The sequence below is a fragment of the Pseudarthrobacter sp. fls2-241-R2A-127 genome, from assembly GCF_030209355.1.
In the GTDB taxonomy this organism is placed as follows: domain Bacteria; phylum Actinomycetota; class Actinomycetes; order Actinomycetales; family Micrococcaceae; genus Arthrobacter.
In genome coordinates this window covers 188,600-204,831 of record NZ_JARVSF010000006.1, presented here as the reverse complement: position 1 = coordinate 204,831, position 16,232 = coordinate 188,600, and the positions used below count along the sequence as shown (strand labels likewise).

Below are 16,232 nucleotides of genomic sequence, written 5' to 3'. Positions count from 1 at the left end.
TAGGTCCTTCCGAGGAGGGGCTTTGATCTATCTTCCCGCGCTTCCGGTTTCCTTACCGTTTCCGCTTTGTGGAATTTAGATTCTGCTTTATGAAAAGTGTAGGGATTCCAGGGTGGGCTAGTCAAGGGGCGCCGCAGGGCAGGACACTGGTAGGAGGCAAGCCTGCTCCAACGGAATGGAGTCACACGATCATGACCGGTGCCCGTTTGCGTCTTCTGGCCTGCGTGGTTGCCTTGGCCGGATTCCTCTCGGCCTGCACGCCAACGGCCGGCCTCCCGGAGGTTGCTACTGCACCTGCGTCACCGGCTGCGCAACCGGGAACGGTGTCTGCCGGCCCGGTTGCAGCGCCCGACGGCAGCGTGACTCCCGCGCCGGTGCTTACCACCGCAGCGCCGCCCGCGGCTGCACCTCTGCCGGCTCCCGCCCCGTCGCCACAGCCGTTCGCCCTCAACCTCTACCGGGAAGGTGATTTCGTCCCCCAGTACACCTTCGACTGGTGCGTGGCTGCGAGCATCCAGATGGCGCACAACCTCCTGGACAGCACGGGGGGAGGGACCTGGGCTGACAGGGCGCAGCAAAGCAACCTCTGGGAGATGGCCCGTGCCCGCTCGTCCGACTCCTTCAATGGCGCCAATCCTTTCGGCTGGGCGCAGGTGCTCACCGAATCGGGGATGGGGCCTTACCGGGTGGCCAGCATCCCCGACTATGGCGAGGCGCTCCGCACGGCGTCCCGCGCCATCGCCGAAACAGGGCGGCCGGTGGGCCTGGTCATGTGGAGCGGCCGTCACGCGTGGGTGATGAGCGGCTTCGAGTCCCTCGGCGATCCCCGGCAGTTCGCCGACTTCTCCGTGACCGGCATCCACGTCCTGGATCCCCTGTATCCCTATGGGAGCCAGCAGTGGGGGCCGTCCCCTGCTCCGAACGCATTGCTGACTCCGGAGCAGTTGGCCACCCAGTTCGTGATCCGCGAGCCGCGGCGGTGGAGCAGCGGATTGCCTGCCGGGTATCTCATGGTGCTTCCGGTGGCTGCTTAGGGTGTGCGGCTGGGCTTGAAGTCCAGGACCAGACGCTGGGGAGTTCCCGTCGAACCGCTGATCAGCAGCCGCGTTCCGGGTATCGAGTCGTTTCCGCCCATGTAAGTGAACATCTCGCCATCATCGAATACGGGCGGTGATGCGGTGTCTTGGACGGGGTCCACCGTGATCTGCAGTCCCGCGTCCGCTGAAGCGATCGAGGCTTTCCCACCCCGCAGCCACCACCCTTCGGGAACGGCTTCCGCGCCGCTGACCTCGGGGACGCCATCACACACCAATTCCAGGGTGTACGGCACCACGGGGCCCTCGAAAGCCGCATCGATGGTAATCCGCGAGTTGCTGACATCGACGGCCACCGTGCTGGTCAGAGTCACCGGGACTCGCTCGCGCTGGTCAAAAGCCATGATGGCGAAGAACCGGCCCTCCGCGTCGGGAACGGCCGTGGTGGGTGGCACTCCGCTGCCGAGATGGCCGTAGTACCCGGAGGTGCGGTGTTCCGTCAGCACGGCTCCAGACCCGGTAGGCCGGATGTCCTGGGGGCGGAGGCTGCCCATGGAAAAGAACGCCGGGGAGATCCTGAGGGATCGAAGGACCAGGCCGGGAATGCGGGCGCGGAGCAACGTGGCGGAATTGGCGAGCCCCGATCCAATCCTGTTTGTTGCGGCAAAGTCGCTGCCGGCGAACAACGTGGCGGAGAGTTCCCCCCGGGTTATGCGCAGCAAGCGGCTCTCCGGATAATAGCGGACGGCGTCCGCCGGGCGTGGCTCCGGGTTGTTCAGCTCCGCGCCAATCTCCGGAGTGCGGAGGAGCTCGGCCAGGTGGCGTTCCGGTTCCTGGAGGTCCCTGCCCTCGATCTCGGCCGCCAGCCGCGAAAATTCGGCGTTGCCATCGAGGATGGCGAGTGCCCGGTACGGGGTCAGCAGGTTTTCGACGTCGTAAGGAATCTTCTGGTCCTGCCTGCGGGAGTGCACGTTCTCGATTTCCCCGTCGGCTTCCACCAGCCCGGCCAGGGCATGCAGGTTCCGGCGCACAAAATCCAGGAGTTCCGGCCGGCCGAGATCGCGGGCCAGGGCCATGAGGCTTGGATTGGTTACCTCAGCGGCGTAGATCCCGCTGCGCTCCGAATACTGTCCATCGGCATCGATATCGACGCCCTCGCTCAGCCACTGCCCGGCGCGCCGGATCAATGCCTGCGCCATGGGAGAGTCTTCCGGGCCGTCGAGGGCATGCTTGGCCAAGGCGGCCAGGGCGCTCGCCAGCTCCCAGCGGTGGTTTGGTGTATGGACGCCCCCCGAAACCAGGGACGGCGCGGCCTTGCGGGCGATGCGACGCAGTATTGACTCGGTGGTGTCGAAGCCGGACGGGCGGTACATCTGGAGGAGTTCCAGGCAATGGCAGAGATCGTTGATGGTGAACGAGGTATCCGGCGGGGAGGCGAGATTTCCGCTGCTGGAAAAAAGTCCGTTCCCGTCTTGCTGGCCGGCGAGATGATGCGCGTAGGCATCTGCTGCACGGCGCCGGGCTGCCGCCTGTTCCGCTGGCAAACCCGGTGTTCCGGCCTCATCGGCGATGGCCATGGCAACCAGCGAAGTGATGGCCCGCATGGTGGGACGTGGGCCCAACCCGTCCAGGGCAGCGGCGCGGCCGATGAAGTTGGCCTCGGAAGCACGGGCATCCTCGGTGAGGCGCGCTGCGTACGCACCGTGGGCGGCGTGAGTCATTGGCTTTCCTCCGTGGATGTGAGCTTGAACCTCAGCGAGGCGACTTCGAAAGGACGCAACTCCACGCGGATGACTGATCCTTCAGCTGACAGGACGACGCCGCCGCCGGAGGCCGGACGGTCCAGGAGGTCCACCTCAGTGACGCCGGCAATGTCCGCCGATACCGCCAGGGCAGCTTTCGCCCGGCGGCCCTGGCTTTCGTAGAGCCGGACCACCAGGTCTCCGCTTCGGTCGGAGGCGAGGGTAACGGTCTCTGCCACAATGGCGGGATTGTCAACGGACACCAAAGCGGAGGCCCCCCTGGAACCGCGCACCGGGCGGCGATGGGTGTTGGCGGCATATCCTGCGCGGATGGCATCGCCAATGCCCGGGGCCACGGTAATGGTGGTGAGGAAGTCGTGGTGGCCCTGGTCCGCTTCGGGATCCGGGAAGGTGGGAGCCCTGAGCAGCGATTGCCGCACCGTGGTGGAGACTCTTCCGTCGTGGATGTCGCGTTCGACGTCGTAGCCGTAAACCGCGTCGCTGGCCACCGCTACGCCGAAGTCCGGTTCGCCCACGTGCAGCCAGCGGTGGGCACAGAACTCGTACTTGGCGTGCTCCCAGCTCGTGTTGTTGTGGACCGGGCGCTGCACGTGGCCAAACTGTGTCTCCGAGGAGGAGAAGCCCGCGTGGACGTCCAGCGGAAATGCCAGCTTGAGCAGCTTCTGCTTCTCGTGCCAGTCAACGGAGGTCTGGATCCGGACTGCGGGTTCCGTGCCGCTGAGCCCAATGCGCTGCTGCACTGTACTGTTGCCGAACTCGCGGCGGACTAAGATCTCCTTGCCATCGGAGCCAGGCTCGGCGGAACCGTCGAACACTTCGACCACAGTGTCCCGGTAGGAGAGATCGATGTCCCAGGCATCCCATTGGTTGGGAGTGTCCCGGTGGAGTTGCAGCATGTTTGCCAGCCTGCCGCGGGGAATCACGTCTCGCCCAGTGCCCAGGTCGATGAGGCTGCTGATGTGGCCTTCGGGGGTCACGGTCAATTCAACAAGGCCGTTACGGAGGATGAAGTTCCCTTCCGGTCCACGGGCAAGCAGCTGCTGCTTGCGCACGGCGGCGGGGGCCCCGCTCCTGGAGGGAACGCCGTCGGCCGTTGCCGGGGAGGCATTGAAGACGAATTCTTCCCGGCCCTCTCCGGCGATGGCGGCCAGGGACTGCGTTATGACCTGGTCCAGTTCTTCGCTTACCGCCGCGTGGGTGGCCTCCGCTTCGCGGTGGACCCAGGCGATGGCGCTCCCGGGAAGGATGTCGTGGAACTGCAGAAGCAGGACTTGCTGCCAGAGGCGGTCGAAGCGCTCGTACGGGAAGGCCAGCCCATGGCGGATGCATGCCACAGCGGCCCAGTATTCCGCTTCGACCAGCAGCCGCTCGTTCCTGCGGTTGCCACTCTTGGTTCGGGCCTGCGAGGTGTAGATCCCGCGGTGGAACTCGAGGTACATCTCTCCGGACCAGATCGGTGGATTGCGGTAATCCTGCTCCGCCTCCGCGAAGAAGTCGTGTGCGGACGAGAATCGCACCCGTGGGGACCCCTCAAGGTTTTCCTGGAGCCGGCCGAGTTGCATCATTTCGCGGGTGGGCCCGCCCCCGCCGTCACCGTAGCCGAAGGGCATCAGAGACATGCTGGCGTCCCCGTGGTCCTTGAAGTTCCTGACGCTGCGCGCCAGTTCTGTTGGACGCATGTCGCCGCTGTAGGTATTGGTGGGCGGAAAGTGAGTGAAGATCCGTGACCCATCGAGTCCCTCCCACAGGAAGGAATGATGGGGCATCGAGTTCGTCTCGTTCCAGCACATCTTCTGTGTAAAGAACCAGCGCAGTCCCGATTTCCGCAGCAACTGGGGGAGGGCAGCCGAGTAGCCGAAAGAATCGGGGAGCCAGCCGACGTCGCTGATTGCGCCAAACTCCGTGTCAAAGAACCGCGCACCCTGCTGGAACTGCCGCACCAAGGACTCGCCGGACGGCATGTTGACGTCCGATTCGACCCACATGTTGCCGACCGGAACAAACCTCCCTTCCGCGACGCGCTCGGCGATGCGGGCAAAGATCCCCGGATGGTACTGCTTCATCCAGGCGAACTGCTGAGCCGAGGAGCAGGTGAACGTCAGCTCCGGATCACGGTCCATGAGGTCAAGGACATTGGAGAAAGTCCTGGCGCACTTTCGAACTGTTTCCCGGGTTGGCCACAGCCATGCCGAATCGATGTGGGCATGGCCGGTGGCAAAGATGCGGTGGGCGGAGTGTTCGGCGGGAGCCGCCAGCAGCGGTGCCAGGATCTTCCTCGCCTCCACTGCGCCCGCGGCAACATTGCCGGGATCCATGGCATTGATGGCGTCCTGAAGCCCGCCGAGGAGCAATTGGCGCCGGGGTGTCCCGGGCGGAAGCTCGCGGAGCAGCCCGAACAGGACTGTCGCCTCCAGGAACAGCGATTCAACCTCGGTGTCCACCTCCACGGCAAGGAAATCCCCGAGCCGATACAAGGGGACCGCCGGCACAGTCAAGGGGTCCCCGAACGGGGTGGGCGCGAAGGCATTCGGGCTGCCGAAGTCGTTTCCCCCGGTCAGGTCGGGGTTCGCAGCTCCCTCTACCCAGACGGTGAAGGCGCTGCCCGGCTCGCACTGCAGGGGGACTTGATGGTTTCGGGGCTCCAGTCCCTTGATGACGTGGCCGTGCTCATCCCGGACCAGGCCCTCGCACTGGAACCCAGGCTTGGCTCCGTTGAAGCCAAGGTCCAGGGAGAGCTCAAACCGGTAGCGCCCCGCCTCTGCCGGGGGGCGGCGGGCGGGAGCATGGCCACAAACCCGGAACCATGTGGTGGCCCAGGCCGGCCCCCAGGCTGTTCCGGGCAGCACTGGAGCGAAGGTGTTGCCGGATCCGGTGGCGGTGGCGAAGTCGACGGGCTCGCCAGGTGCGGTCCAGGCGGCCGCCTGCAGGGGAGCAGACGTTGCCGTTATGGCCGGTGCCAGCCGCTCGTGCAGGAACCTGTCGATCCGGCTCTCAAGCTTGTCGTTGTCGCGGTGCGCCATCAGTCCTTGAGTCCTGCGTCGACGTCGGAGCCGGTGATGTATTTCTGGAAGACCAGGTAGATGACCACCAGCGGGATTATTGACAGTACCGATGCCGCAAGCAGGATGGCCCAGTCAATGTTCTGGGCACCGATCAGCTGGCGCAAGGCAATTTGCAGGGTGAAATTCTTCGGGTTGTTCAGGACGATGAGCGGAAAAATGTAGTCGTTCCAGCGCCACTGGAACGAGATGATGGCCAGGGTCAGCACGATCGGCTTGGCAATGGGTAGCATGATGCGGAAGAAAATAGTCAGCTCCCTGGCGCCGTCGATCCTTGCCGAGTCCAGCAGTTCGTCCGGAACGGTGATGAAGAACTGGCGGAACATGAAGACGCCGGTGGGGGTAAGGATAGACGGCAGGACGATCCCGCCCAGGGAGTTGTACAGTCCAAGGTTCTTGATGACGGAGAACATGGGGCTGAGGATGACTTCGCCGGGAAGCATGGTGGTGGAGAGGATGCACAGCGCCAAGACGCTCAGCCAAGGGCTTTTGTACTTTGCCAGGGCATAGCCGGTAGTAGCGCAAAAGAAGACGGTCAGGGCCGTGGTCAGGGCTGCCACGACGAAGGTGTTGGTGAAATACCTGACGAAGTCGACACGTTCCAGGGCGCGTGCGTAACCATCGAGGCTCCATTCCCTCGGCAGGAGCGAGAGCGGGTAGGTGAACAGGTCACCGCCGGTCTTGAACGAGCTCAGCAGGAACCACAGCAGGGGGAAAAGCGTGAGGATGGCGATGGACCAGAGCATCGCCGTGGGAGCGATGGATTTGCGAAACTCGCCTGACCGGCGGCGCTGCACAACGGCGGCGCTGCCCTGGGGCCGCCTCGACGTCGGCGATGTTGTGGTGGTTACCATGCCCGGCTCCTCTTGCTGATGATGAGTTGTGCTGCTGCGATAACCATGAGGATGAGCAGCAGGACCATGGAAGCAGCGCTGGCGTAACCGACTTTCGACTGGGCGAAACCGGTCTGGTAGATGTACTGCACGATCAGCTGGTTTTCCGTTCCCGGTCCACCGTTGTTGAGCGCTTGGATCATGGCGAATTCCTTCATGTGACCCAGCGTTGACAGCAGCACCACAAGCAGGGTGGTGGGAGCGATTCCGGGAAGGGTGATGGATACGAACCGCTGCCAGGCGTTGGCCCCGTCCAGTTCGGCGGCTTCGTAGTGGGACTTCGGAACGTTGTTCAAGGCGGCGATGAAGAGAAGCATGTTGAATGCTGCGCCGGCCCACGCGGAGGCCAGGATCACCACAAACAGCGACAAGTCCGCGTTCGAGGACCACGGCAGGGCCCCGCCGCCCAGCGAGGTGATGATGAAGTTGACGAACCCGAAGCTTTCACCGAACATCCACCGCCAGATAACCCCCGTGACGATCGGAGAGACAAGCCAGGGAAGGAAGAAGATGATGCGCGCACCGATCTTGCCCCGGGCGCGCGCGTTGACCAGTGCCACGGCCATCACCAGCGACAAGGCGCACGAGAGCGGCACCGAGAAGACGGCGTAGACCAGGGTGCGGCCGACGGCTGCGTAGAACGCGGGGTCGCTGGCAAGTGCGGCGTAGTTGTCCAGGCCGATGAACTTCAGGTCACCAAACCCCCGGTATGAGGTGAAGGAGTACATGACGCCCAGCGCCCCGGGCCAGATGAAGAAGAGCAGGAACAGGACCACGACGCCGGCGGTCAGCGCGAAGGTGCTGAAGAAGTAGCGCGGGCGGCGGCGGGGCCGGGGAGCCGGCAGGGAGGCCGGGCCTTTGCCGGTGGCGTGCTTGGTGTCCGCGGCCGGGCGGACTTCAAGGGGCGGAACGGTCATTGCTGCTCTCCTGGTGGTTCGATTGCGGGGTTGCGCGGACCAGAAGGGCCGCGCAACCCCCACGGAGCTTAGTTGCCCAGTGCATCCTTGGTGGTGGCGAGGATCTTCGTCACCGTCTGGTCAACATTCTGCTGGCCATTGAGATATTTGATGGTTTCGTCCTTGAGCGGCTCTGAGGGCAGGAATTTGCCGCTGTAGCCACCCTTGAGCTGATCCACCGTCTGAACTGAAGAGACGTCGGGGGAGGCCGCGATCTCAGCGTTGTAAAGGGCGAACGCGTCCTGGTTCTTGGGGTATTTGACGTCGAGGCCGGAGACTGCGGGCAAGCAGCCGCTGATCTCGCAGTACTGGGTGTACTGCTGGGGCTGATAGAGCCAGTCAATGAAGGCCTGGGCCTCCTTTTCCTGCCCGGTGCCGTTGAAGGCCACAATCCATGACGCCGCACCGTAGTTGGTCGCCTTCACGGGCTGCTGGGGGGTGGGAACGGATGCCCACTCGAAATTGGTGATGTTCTTCTGGAAATCGGCGATCTGCCAGACTCCGGAGTAGTAGGACACAACCTGGCCGCTCTTGAACGTAGCGCTCGCGTCCTCGCCTGCGGTCCATACGGCCTTGGGCATGAAACCGTTGTCGTTGAGTTTCTTGAAGTACTCAAGGGCGGTCTTCGTCTGGTCGTTGGCCGTAAAGGAACCGTTGTTGTCCTCGACGCCCTTGCTGCCGAATTCGTATAGGAACGAACGCAAACGGTGCGCGGACGGGTCCATCACCATGCCGTACTGTGCGCCGGTAGCCTGCCGGACCTTCTCCGACTTGGCGACAAATTCGTCCCAGGTCCAGCTCTGGCTGGCATCAGTGGGGTAGGTGACGCCTGCCTTGTCGAAGAGTGATTTGTTGATGAACATGCCTACCGAGGTAAGGCTGGTGGGGAGGGCCTTGACTTTGTCGTCCGACGGATCCTTGACCGACAGCAGCGGCAGGATCTTCTGGGCCTTGGCCACGGAGCTCAGGTCAACCAGCTGATCCTTCCACAGGGGATCGACGTTGCCGGCCGCAGCCAAGGCCGGAAGCTCGCCCGCCTGGGCGCTGTTACGCAGCCGGGTGGTGAGATCGTTGCTGGGTACGTCAACAATTTCGACGGTGATTCCCGTCTTTTCCTTGTACAGGTCTGCCATCTTCTGGTATCCGCCACCTTGGGTGCCATCGCCTGAGAGGACAAACTGAAGGGGAGCGGAGGCCTTGCTGTCGGAGGAGCCGCCGGAGCAGGCGGTGAAGGAGGCGATCAACGCTCCCGCCCCGAGCAGCGCTACGGATACGCGTGCTGTTTTTTTCACGGAACACCTTTCGTGGATTATGGCCCTCCGAGAGCGTTAGGGTCGCTTCTTCGTCGGAACGTGTTTACTTTCATATCAATACAATAGTTAGCGAGTCAATACATTTTTGGTCCTTGGTGTGAACCAGCACACGTCGACTTTGCGGAAAACAATGCGTTTTGACCCCGCATTTCCGGGCAGGGGCCATCTGTGGGCAATGCTTGCAATCCGTTCAATGCGATGCTTTTATGTCAACGTGATAAAAAACTGCACCCGGCCACCGGCACGCATCATCGGCGTTGATGTAGGCGGAACCAAGACCCATGTCCGTACCGTGGGACCGCGCGGGGCATTGGGAGCCGAGATGGTAGTTCCGTCCGGGGCCTGGCGTGTGGGGGACCTGTTTTCCGACCCCGGAAATTTCCGCCGGCTGGCGGAAACGCTGGAGGCTGCCTGCGCCCCCCTGCCCGGATCCGTGGCTGTCCTCGGAATGCACGGCTGCGATACAGGCAGGCAGATTGAGGCGGCATCGCGGGTGATGTCCGGATTGTTGCCTGGGCGGGTCGTCGTCGTCAATGATGCCCAGCTGTTGGGCCATGCCATGCATTACTCCGAGAGCATCCAGATGATCGTGGGCACGGGTGCCGTCATATGCGGGACGACGTCGGACGGGACCCGTATCACGGTGGATGGACACGGCTGGCCCCTCGGGGACCAGGGCAGTTCCTCGGCACTGGTTTCTTCGGCGCTCCGTGCCACGCTCGCTGCGGGCGACAGCGGCAAGCTTGCGGAGGACGTGCTCTATGGAGTTGTGCTGGATGCCTTTGCCGCAGCCGATGCGCCCGAGTTGGCTGCTGCGGCATTGGACCAGGCAGGTCCCGCCGAGTGGGGCGCCCACGCACCGTTGATTTTTGCTGCCGCCGATGCCGGCTCCCAGGCGGCCGGGGCAATCGTGGACCGGGCCGGCACCAGGCTTGCGCGTGGAGTCCGTCATCTGCTGGATCGCGGTGCGGCGGGCCAGGTGGTGGTGGCTGCCGGTGGCGTGATCGTGAACCAGCCGGCGTATGAAGCACTCATACGCCGGAAGATAGCGGAGTTCAGCCCAGGCGTGGACCTTGTGGTTCTTCGGGAACCCCCGGTGGCGGGGGCCGTAGCGCTGGCTGAGGCTCTGGCGGGTCCTGAAAGTGGCGCGCCTGTACAAGGTCAGCATGGCAGTCCGGAGCGGGTCAGCTGAGGTAGGTGGCTGATCTGGCCCGGGCGATCGTCAGCTGTGCAACGCCTACCAGGGCTGCGTCGCCGCCGAGGTGCCCCTCCGTGATTCCCGGAGGATAGGCGATGCGTCCGACGATCCTTTTCCGGATCTCCTCCACAACGAAGTCGGGCTTATTCGAGAGGTGTCCGGCGAGGACGATCATCTCGGGATCGATGACGGTGCAGAGGGCTATGCAGGCCAGCCCGATGTAGTCCAGCACTTCGCTGGCCGGACCGGCTGCCTCCGGTTTTCCAGCCGCCGCAGCATCAAACAGCGCCGCAAACGCGTCCTCTTCGCTGGCCCCGTGGTCTGAAGCGAACTGCCGGGCAATCCCCAACACCCGCGATTCGAGGTCGCCCTGCGTTGCGTAGGGCCGTGCCAGGTGTGCCCGCTCGGTGACCAGGAAGCCGATCTCCCCGGCGGCGGAGCGCGCTCCGCGCAGCAGTGCGCCGTCGTGGACGATCCCGGCGCCCACCCCGACGCCAAGAACGTAAGCCACCATGCTGTGCGCTCCCTGTCCCGCCCCTTGGGACCACTCGCCAAAGCCGATGGCGTTGGCGTCGTTCTCTATCAGTACGGGCAGGCCGGTCCGGGACTGGATGATGGCTCCCAGTGCTACGTCGTTCCAGCCGAGTTCAATGGTCTTGGCCACCCGGCCCTCTTTGCCGTGCACGAGCCCGGGTACGGCTACGCCCAGCCCGGCGCAGGGCTTGGAGATCCGTTTCGAGGCGGCCACCAGCCTGTCTGCGATCTCCAGGGTTCCGGCGAGCCGCACGTCCGGAGCGGCGTCCGGGGCGCCGAAGTCGAACCGTATGACTTCCTCGGTGATGACTTTGCCGTCGAAATTCACGAGCCGGCCGCGGACCTGGCGTTCGGAGACATCAATGGCACCCACCACGCGGCTTTCCCCGGAGTAGCGGTATAGGATCGAGGGCCGTCCGCCGGAGGAGCGCTCATAACCGTCGACGACAATGAGGCCTGCTTCGACCAGCGCCGAGCACAGGCGTTCCACCGTGGCCGGGCTTAGGCCGGTATGCCGGCCGATGCTGGCGCGCGACAAGGGTCCTTGGAGGCGCAGCGCATCGAGGATGGCGGTCCGGTTAATCTCCGTAACCACTTTGGTGGTGGCGGTGCGCGGTTTGTTCATCCGACTCCATCAAGACTTGTTCATCATAGTGACAACTATTGATGGGGGTAAAGGATGTCGGCAGAAACTCCTGGAGGCCCTAGTGGGTCAGGTCCTTGCCCTTGGTCTCAGGAATGGTGAACACGAAGGCGGCACTGATCACCAGCAGGAGAACCGCATAGATGTTGAACACCTGTGGCGCCCCGAGGGAGGAACCCAGCCACTGCTGCAGGTAGGGAGCGGTGCCGCCGAAGACCGCCACGCAGATGGAGTAGGGGACGCCCACGCCCACGGTGCGGATGGACGTCGGGAACAGTTCGGCGTAGACCGCGGGGACGATTGCGGCGCTCGCCGCCACGAAGATCAGCATCACTGACATGCTTACCGCCAACTGCCAGGCGGAGTCCTTCAGCAGCCAGGTCATGGGGAAATGCAAGACGGCGGACCCAATGGCCCCGGCCCAGAGGACCTTCTTGCGGCCGATCCGGTCTGAGAGCTTGCCCCAGACCGGCAGTGCGGCGATGAACACGATATTGGCGATCACACCGGCCCAGAGAGCTTCGCCGCGGTCGATCTTCAGGGCGGTGGTGGCGTAGCTTGGCGCCACCACACCCCAGATGTAGTAGATCACCGTGAGGCCAACGGTCAGGCCGATCACCTGCAGGGCCTGCTTGCGGTAGCGGACAATCTGCGGCCAGATCGCTGCACGCTTGGCAGTGACTGCCTCGCCCTCAAATGCTTCGGTTTCGTGCAGGCGCGACCGCATGATCAGCGCGTAGAGGCCCATCGCCGCGCCGATCAGGAATGGGACCCTCCAACCCCAGGCGTTCATCGCCTCTGTGCTCAGTGCCATGTTCAGGACAGCCCCCAGCAGGGTGCCGAACAGGATGCCCACCGTGCCGGAGGTGTAGATCAGGGTGGCCCAGAATCCGCGGTGCTCCTTGGGTGCCATTTCGGACAGGTACGTTTGCGACGACGGCAGCTCGCCGCCGTGGGCAAGGCCTTGGACCAGCCGGGCCGCCAGAAGCATCAGCGACGCGAAGGCGCCGACGCCGGCGAATGTGGGCGCAACGCCGATCATCAGGCTGCCCAGCGAAGCCAGGCCGACGGCGAGCGTCATGGAGGTCTTCCGGCCCACCCGGTCGCCGATCCAGCCGAACAGGAAACCGCCGAAGGGCCGGGCCACGAAGCCGACGGCGAAGATCGCCAGCGTGGACAAAACAGCCGACGCCGGGTCCTCCTTGCTGAACAGCTGGCTGGCGATGAAGGGGGTAAACGTGGCGTAGATGGCCCAGTCGTACCATTCAACGGCGTTGCCGATGCCGGTGCCGACGATGGTTTTCGCGGTGGACATGCGTCCAGTCTGGGGCTTGCTTACTGCGACGGACATGGTGTTCTTCCTGGTCGGTGGGGTCTGGGGTCTGGGGGCGGCAGGCGGCGGTGTGCCGGAGGCTAGGCGGCCGGGGCGAGGGCGCCCAGCCGTGACATGGCGAGTTCCGCGTACAGCGCGGCCCCGTCAGCCAGCACGCCGTCGTCGAACGTTGCGTACGGTGAGTGGTTGAACGGTGAGGTGGCGGGGTCCGCGCCCGGGGCAACGGCACTGAGGCCCACGAAGGTGCCGGGCACCTCGGCCAGCACCCTGGAGAAGTCCTCGGACCCGCTGAGGGGCGTTGCCCAGCGTGAGAGCCGGCGCTCGCCGAACAGTTCCGTAATCACCTTCTCGGCGGTGTGGGTTTCATCCTCGCTGGTGATGGTGAGCGGGTATTCCTGCAGGTAGTCGACGGCCACCTCCACCCCGTGCGCAGCGGCGATTCCATTGAGCAGGCGCGGCACAGTGTCCATCATCTTCAGCCGCGACGTTTCCGAGAAGGTCCGGATGGTGGCCTCGATGCGGGCGGTTTCGGGGATGACATTGCGCTTGGTTCCGGCGTGGAGCACGCCCACGGACAGGACTACGGGATCAAACATGTTGAACTGCCGGGTGACCATCACCTGAAGCGCAGTTACCATCTCCGCGGCGACCGTAACCGGGTCCTTCGCCGAATGCGGGGCGGAGCCGTGGCCGCCGGCGCCGAGTACCGTGACCTCCAGCCCGTCAGAGGCGCTGAGCATGACGCCGGGCTTGGTGCAGAAGGTGCCGTGCGGCTCCAGCGAGGAGAACACGTGCATTCCGTAGGCTGCCTGCACTCTGGTTCCGGCGGCGTCCAGGACACCTTCGCGGATCATGTGGCTTGCCCCGTCGAACCCTTCCTCTCCGGGCTGGAACATTAGGACGACGTCGCCGCCGAGCAGGTGCCTCTTTTCGGCCAGGAGGGTGGCGGCTCCCGCGAGCATGGAGGTGTGCAGGTCGTGGCCGCAGGCGTGCATGGCCCCGTCCGCTTGTGACGTGAAGTCGACGCCGGTCTTCTCCTGGACGGGCAGCCCGTCCATGTCGGCGCGCAGGAGGACTGCGGGCCGCGGGCCGGAGGACTCCCCTCCCGGGTGCCCGCCGCGAAGGACTGCGGTGACCGAGGTCGTATCCTTGCCGAGCGTGATCTCAAGGGGGAGTCCGTCCAGCGCCTGGAGGACCTTCTCCTGGGTGCGGGGAAGCTGGAGTCCGATTTCCGGCCGGCGGTGGAGGTCGTGGCGCAGGCGGACGAGGTCTTCCTGCAGGTCCTTGGCATCAGCGGTTATGGGCATGTGTCACTCCTTGGCAATGGGCATCCGGGCTCGTGGACTATTCTGGAGTGGCGTGGTTCACACTCGGCGAAACCGCCGGAATTATGCTTGGAGGGCTGTTTCCGAACAGGATTCGTGCAAGGGAGAAAATGTCAGAGGAGCTGAGTGAGGACGATCTTGCCCTGATCCAGGTCCTGCAGGCCGCCCCCCGGCTGGGCTGGGCCGATGCTGCCAAGGTCCTCGGCGTACACGCCACCACGTTGGCTGCCCGATGGGAGCGGCTGACCTCCAGCGGCGCGTCGTGGGTGACGGCCCACCTGGCCGGAGATCCGAAGCAGATGCTCCTGGCCTACGTGGCCGTGGACTGTGAGATGACCCGGCGGGAAAGCGTCACGGCCCAGCTGGCCGCTATTCCGGAAATCGTCACAGTGGAAGAGGCGGCCAGCAACCGGGACCTGATGCTGACCGTCATCACCCGCTCGCTGGAGGAATTCAGCGACAAGATCGTCTCCAGGCTCAAGGCCATCGAAGGCCTGACCAAGTACCAGGTGGCCCTGTGCACGCGCCTGCACAGCAGCGGCGACGACTGGCGCCTGAACGTCCTGAGCCGCTCGCAGCTGGCGGCCCTCCGGACGATCGGAGCGCCAGCCGGGTCCGAACCGGCGCCGTCCGCGAGCCGGCTTCCTGAGAGCCACCTCGACCTCCTGCCGTTCCTGGCCCGTGACGGCCGCGCCACGGCCGCGGACATTGCCCGCGCGCTGGGCCGCCACCCGGCAACGACCCAGCGCCAGCTGAACCGAGTGCTGGCAAGCGGCATCCTGTCCTTCCGCTGCGAAATCGCCCAGCGGTATTCGTCTTTTCCGGTGACGTGCCAGTGGTTCGTCAACGTACCGGCAGGCGGCCATGAGGCGGCTGCGGCGGGGATACGCACCATCAGCAACGTCAGGCTCAGTGCCTCCACCACCGGACCCACCAACCTCGTGATCATCATGTGGCTGCACTCGCTGGCCGACATCATGTCCGCCGAGTTGGCGCTGCAGCAGAAGGTGCCCGGCATCGAGATCGTCGAGAGCGCCGTGATGCTGCGGACGGTCAAGCGGGTGGGCTGGATGCTGAGGGAGGATACGACGGCGAGCGGCGCCGTGGTGCACGAAGCGAACCTGGGGGCTGCCGGGTAAGGCGCGTGGTGCTAAGCGGTGCGGCCGTCGTCGTCCGCGAGGTTTGCCTGCCGCATCTTCTTCCTCCCACGGACGCTGAGGAGCAATGCCCCCGCAGTCCCAATGATCACGGCCACCAGGATGTTGGGGCCGGCGCCGCCTGACGACCCCAGGCTGGCCGCCAGGATCTGGCGCGACAGCACGGCCATCTCCTGGAAGTCGCCAAGGTGGATGCGGGTTCCCAGAACGTAATTCACGCTGGTGAAAAGCGCTGGAACCAGCCAGAGCAACGCCGCATCGGCCGCCCACACCAGGAGCCGGACGAGTGGCCTGAATCCACACCACGCCAGGGCGAGGCCAATCAGGACTGCCGGAAGCCAGCGCCAGGCCATGCTGATCGAGACGGGGACGGCGTCTGCGCCTGCCATGAATGTGGCGGCGGCGGCAAGCCAGGACGCGACCGGTACAGCCATGCAGCCGACGCCCAGGGTGGCCACGACGCGGGACCTTGCTGCGAGCATCAGGAGCGCCAGGGCGCCGGCAGCTATCGCGGCGATGGTGCCGCCGAGCAGGCCGGCGAAATACAGGGCTGAGCTGGATCCGGGTGCCAATCCGTCGTTGAGCGCGCTGAACGATTGGACCGTGGCGGCGACATGGACCAGCAGCACGCCACACAGGGCGCCGGCGGTGGTGACGCCGCGGCGGGCAGGTTTCCAAGCGCGCAGGGCCACTCCCGCGGCCGCTGCGCCCACCGTCAACAACGCCACAATGGTGGTTCCCCGGTATTGGCTCAGAGGCAGGAACGTGATGGGCATGTCCGGCGGAAGGGCGTCGTAGGCCCATAGATTTTGCAGCGGAAGCCGGGCCCCGGTGAGCAGCCAGGGGGCGAGCCCCACGAGTGCAGCGGCGATGCCCAACAGGACGGCGAGGCCGGCTTCCGCGCCCGGCCCCCGGCCCGCGGGCGTGCGGATGCTCCGGCCGGGGCGCCGGGAGGTTGGGTCCGTGACAGAGGGTCCGGTGTCCTGCGTTGGTCCGGTCTTGCCCTGCGCGGGGTCTTCCATTG

12 protein-coding genes are annotated in these 16,232 nt (G+C 64.9%); 3 read left to right on the top strand and 9 right to left on the bottom strand.

The window, feature by feature from the left end:
• The first annotated feature begins 191 nt into the window (after nt 1–191).
• Nucleotides 192–1,034: a hypothetical protein gene (locus QRN53_RS04085; RefSeq protein WP_285242743.1), complete on the top strand. Its 843-nt coding sequence runs from the start codon at nt 192–194 to the stop codon at nt 1,032–1,034.
• On the opposite strand, the gene QRN53_RS04080 is transcribed toward QRN53_RS04085, so the two are convergent.
• The 5 genes from QRN53_RS04080 to QRN53_RS04060 form a co-directional block, all read right to left on the bottom strand.
• Complete coding sequence (locus tag QRN53_RS04080; RefSeq protein WP_285242742.1) at nt 1,031–2,755, bottom strand: hypothetical protein; 1,725 nt, start codon at nt 2,753–2,755, stop codon at nt 1,031–1,033. The genes QRN53_RS04085 and QRN53_RS04080 overlap by 4 nt on opposite strands.
• Nucleotides 2,752–5,817 (bottom strand): alpha-mannosidase, encoded by a 3,066-nt coding sequence (locus QRN53_RS04075; protein WP_285242741.1) that lies wholly within the window; start codon nt 5,815–5,817, stop codon nt 2,752–2,754. The genes QRN53_RS04080 and QRN53_RS04075 overlap by 4 nt, the downstream gene beginning before the upstream one ends.
• On the bottom strand, nt 5,817–6,710 hold the full coding sequence (locus tag QRN53_RS04070) for a carbohydrate ABC transporter permease (protein WP_285242740.1): 894 nt from the start codon (nt 6,708–6,710) through the stop codon (nt 5,817–5,819). Before QRN53_RS04070 ends, QRN53_RS04075 begins: the two co-directional genes overlap by 1 nt.
• Complete coding sequence (locus tag QRN53_RS04065; protein ID WP_285242739.1) at nt 6,704–7,666, bottom strand: carbohydrate ABC transporter permease; 963 nt, start codon at nt 7,664–7,666, stop codon at nt 6,704–6,706. Before QRN53_RS04065 ends, QRN53_RS04070 begins: the two co-directional genes overlap by 7 nt.
• A 68-nt stretch (nt 7,667–7,734) precedes the next feature.
• On the bottom strand, nt 7,735–8,997 hold the full coding sequence (locus QRN53_RS04060; RefSeq protein ID WP_285242738.1) for an ABC transporter substrate-binding protein: 1,263 nt from the start codon (nt 8,995–8,997) through the stop codon (nt 7,735–7,737).
• A 151-nt stretch (nt 8,998–9,148) separates the two neighbouring features.
• On the opposite strand from QRN53_RS04060, the gene QRN53_RS04055 reads away from it, so the two are divergent.
• On the top strand, nt 9,149–10,210 hold the full coding sequence (locus QRN53_RS04055; protein WP_350224156.1) for a BadF/BadG/BcrA/BcrD ATPase family protein: 1,062 nt from the start codon (nt 9,149–9,151) through the stop codon (nt 10,208–10,210).
• Here QRN53_RS04055 and QRN53_RS04050 read toward each other — a convergent pair.
• The 3 genes from QRN53_RS04050 to QRN53_RS04040 form a co-directional block, all read right to left on the bottom strand.
• Entirely contained in the window at nt 10,203–11,375 is a 1,173-nt protein-coding gene (locus tag QRN53_RS04050) for an ROK family transcriptional regulator (protein ID WP_285242736.1), read from the bottom strand. The two genes, QRN53_RS04055 and QRN53_RS04050, sit on opposite strands and share 8 nt — an antisense overlap.
• Before the next feature lie 79 nt (nt 11,376–11,454).
• Nucleotides 11,455–12,708: an MFS transporter gene (locus QRN53_RS04045; protein ID WP_502934817.1), complete on the bottom strand. Its 1,254-nt coding sequence runs from the start codon at nt 12,706–12,708 to the stop codon at nt 11,455–11,457.
• A 98-nt stretch (nt 12,709–12,806) separates the two neighbouring features.
• Nucleotides 12,807–14,033, bottom strand: coding sequence for a M20 metallopeptidase family protein (locus QRN53_RS04040; RefSeq protein WP_285242734.1), 1,227 nt, complete (start codon nt 14,031–14,033; stop codon nt 12,807–12,809).
• A gap of 128 nt (nt 14,034–14,161) precedes the next feature.
• Here QRN53_RS04040 and QRN53_RS04035 point away from each other — a divergent pair, with 128 nt between their 5' ends.
• Nucleotides 14,162–15,190 carry an Lrp/AsnC family transcriptional regulator gene (locus QRN53_RS04035; RefSeq protein ID WP_285242733.1) on the top strand — a complete coding sequence of 343 codons (1,029 nt, stop codon included), beginning with the start codon at nt 14,162–14,164 and terminating at the stop codon, nt 15,188–15,190.
• 11 nt (nt 15,191–15,201) lie between these two features.
• On the opposite strand, the gene QRN53_RS04030 is transcribed toward QRN53_RS04035, so the two are convergent.
• Nucleotides 15,202–16,230: a hypothetical protein gene (locus tag QRN53_RS04030; protein ID WP_285242732.1), complete on the bottom strand. Its 1,029-nt coding sequence runs from the start codon at nt 16,228–16,230 to the stop codon at nt 15,202–15,204.
• Between the last annotated feature and the right edge of the window lie 2 nt (nt 16,231–16,232).

Coding starts and splice junctions, on each gene's coding strand:
- QRN53_RS04040 (WP_285242734.1), bottom strand. CDS start 14,033: ATGCCCATAACCGCTGATGCCAAGGACCTGCAGGAAGACCTCGTCCGC.
- QRN53_RS04050 (WP_285242736.1), bottom strand. CDS start 11,375: ATGAACAAACCGCGCACCGCCACCACCAAAGTGGTTACGGAGATTAAC.
- QRN53_RS04035 (WP_285242733.1), top strand. CDS start 14,162: ATGTCAGAGGAGCTGAGTGAGGACGATCTTGCCCTGATCCAGGTCCTG.
- QRN53_RS04045 (WP_502934817.1), bottom strand. CDS start 12,708: ATGTCCACCGCGAAAACCATCGTCGGCACCGGCATCGGCAACGCCGTT.
- QRN53_RS04070 (WP_285242740.1), bottom strand. CDS start 6,710: ATGGTAACCACCACAACATCGCCGACGTCGAGGCGGCCCCAGGGCAGC.
- QRN53_RS04075 (WP_285242741.1), bottom strand. CDS start 5,817: ATGGCGCACCGCGACAACGACAAGCTTGAGAGCCGGATCGACAGGTTC.
- QRN53_RS04085 (WP_285242743.1), top strand. CDS start 192: ATGACCGGTGCCCGTTTGCGTCTTCTGGCCTGCGTGGTTGCCTTGGCC.
- QRN53_RS04065 (WP_285242739.1), bottom strand. CDS start 7,666: ATGACCGTTCCGCCCCTTGAAGTCCGCCCGGCCGCGGACACCAAGCAC.
- QRN53_RS04055 (WP_350224156.1), top strand. CDS start 9,149: ATGCGTTTTGACCCCGCATTTCCGGGCAGGGGCCATCTGTGGGCAATG.
- QRN53_RS04080 (WP_285242742.1), bottom strand. CDS start 2,755: ATGACTCACGCCGCCCACGGTGCGTACGCAGCGCGCCTCACCGAGGAT.
- QRN53_RS04030 (WP_285242732.1), bottom strand. CDS start 16,230: ATGGAAGACCCCGCGCAGGGCAAGACCGGACCAACGCAGGACACCGGA.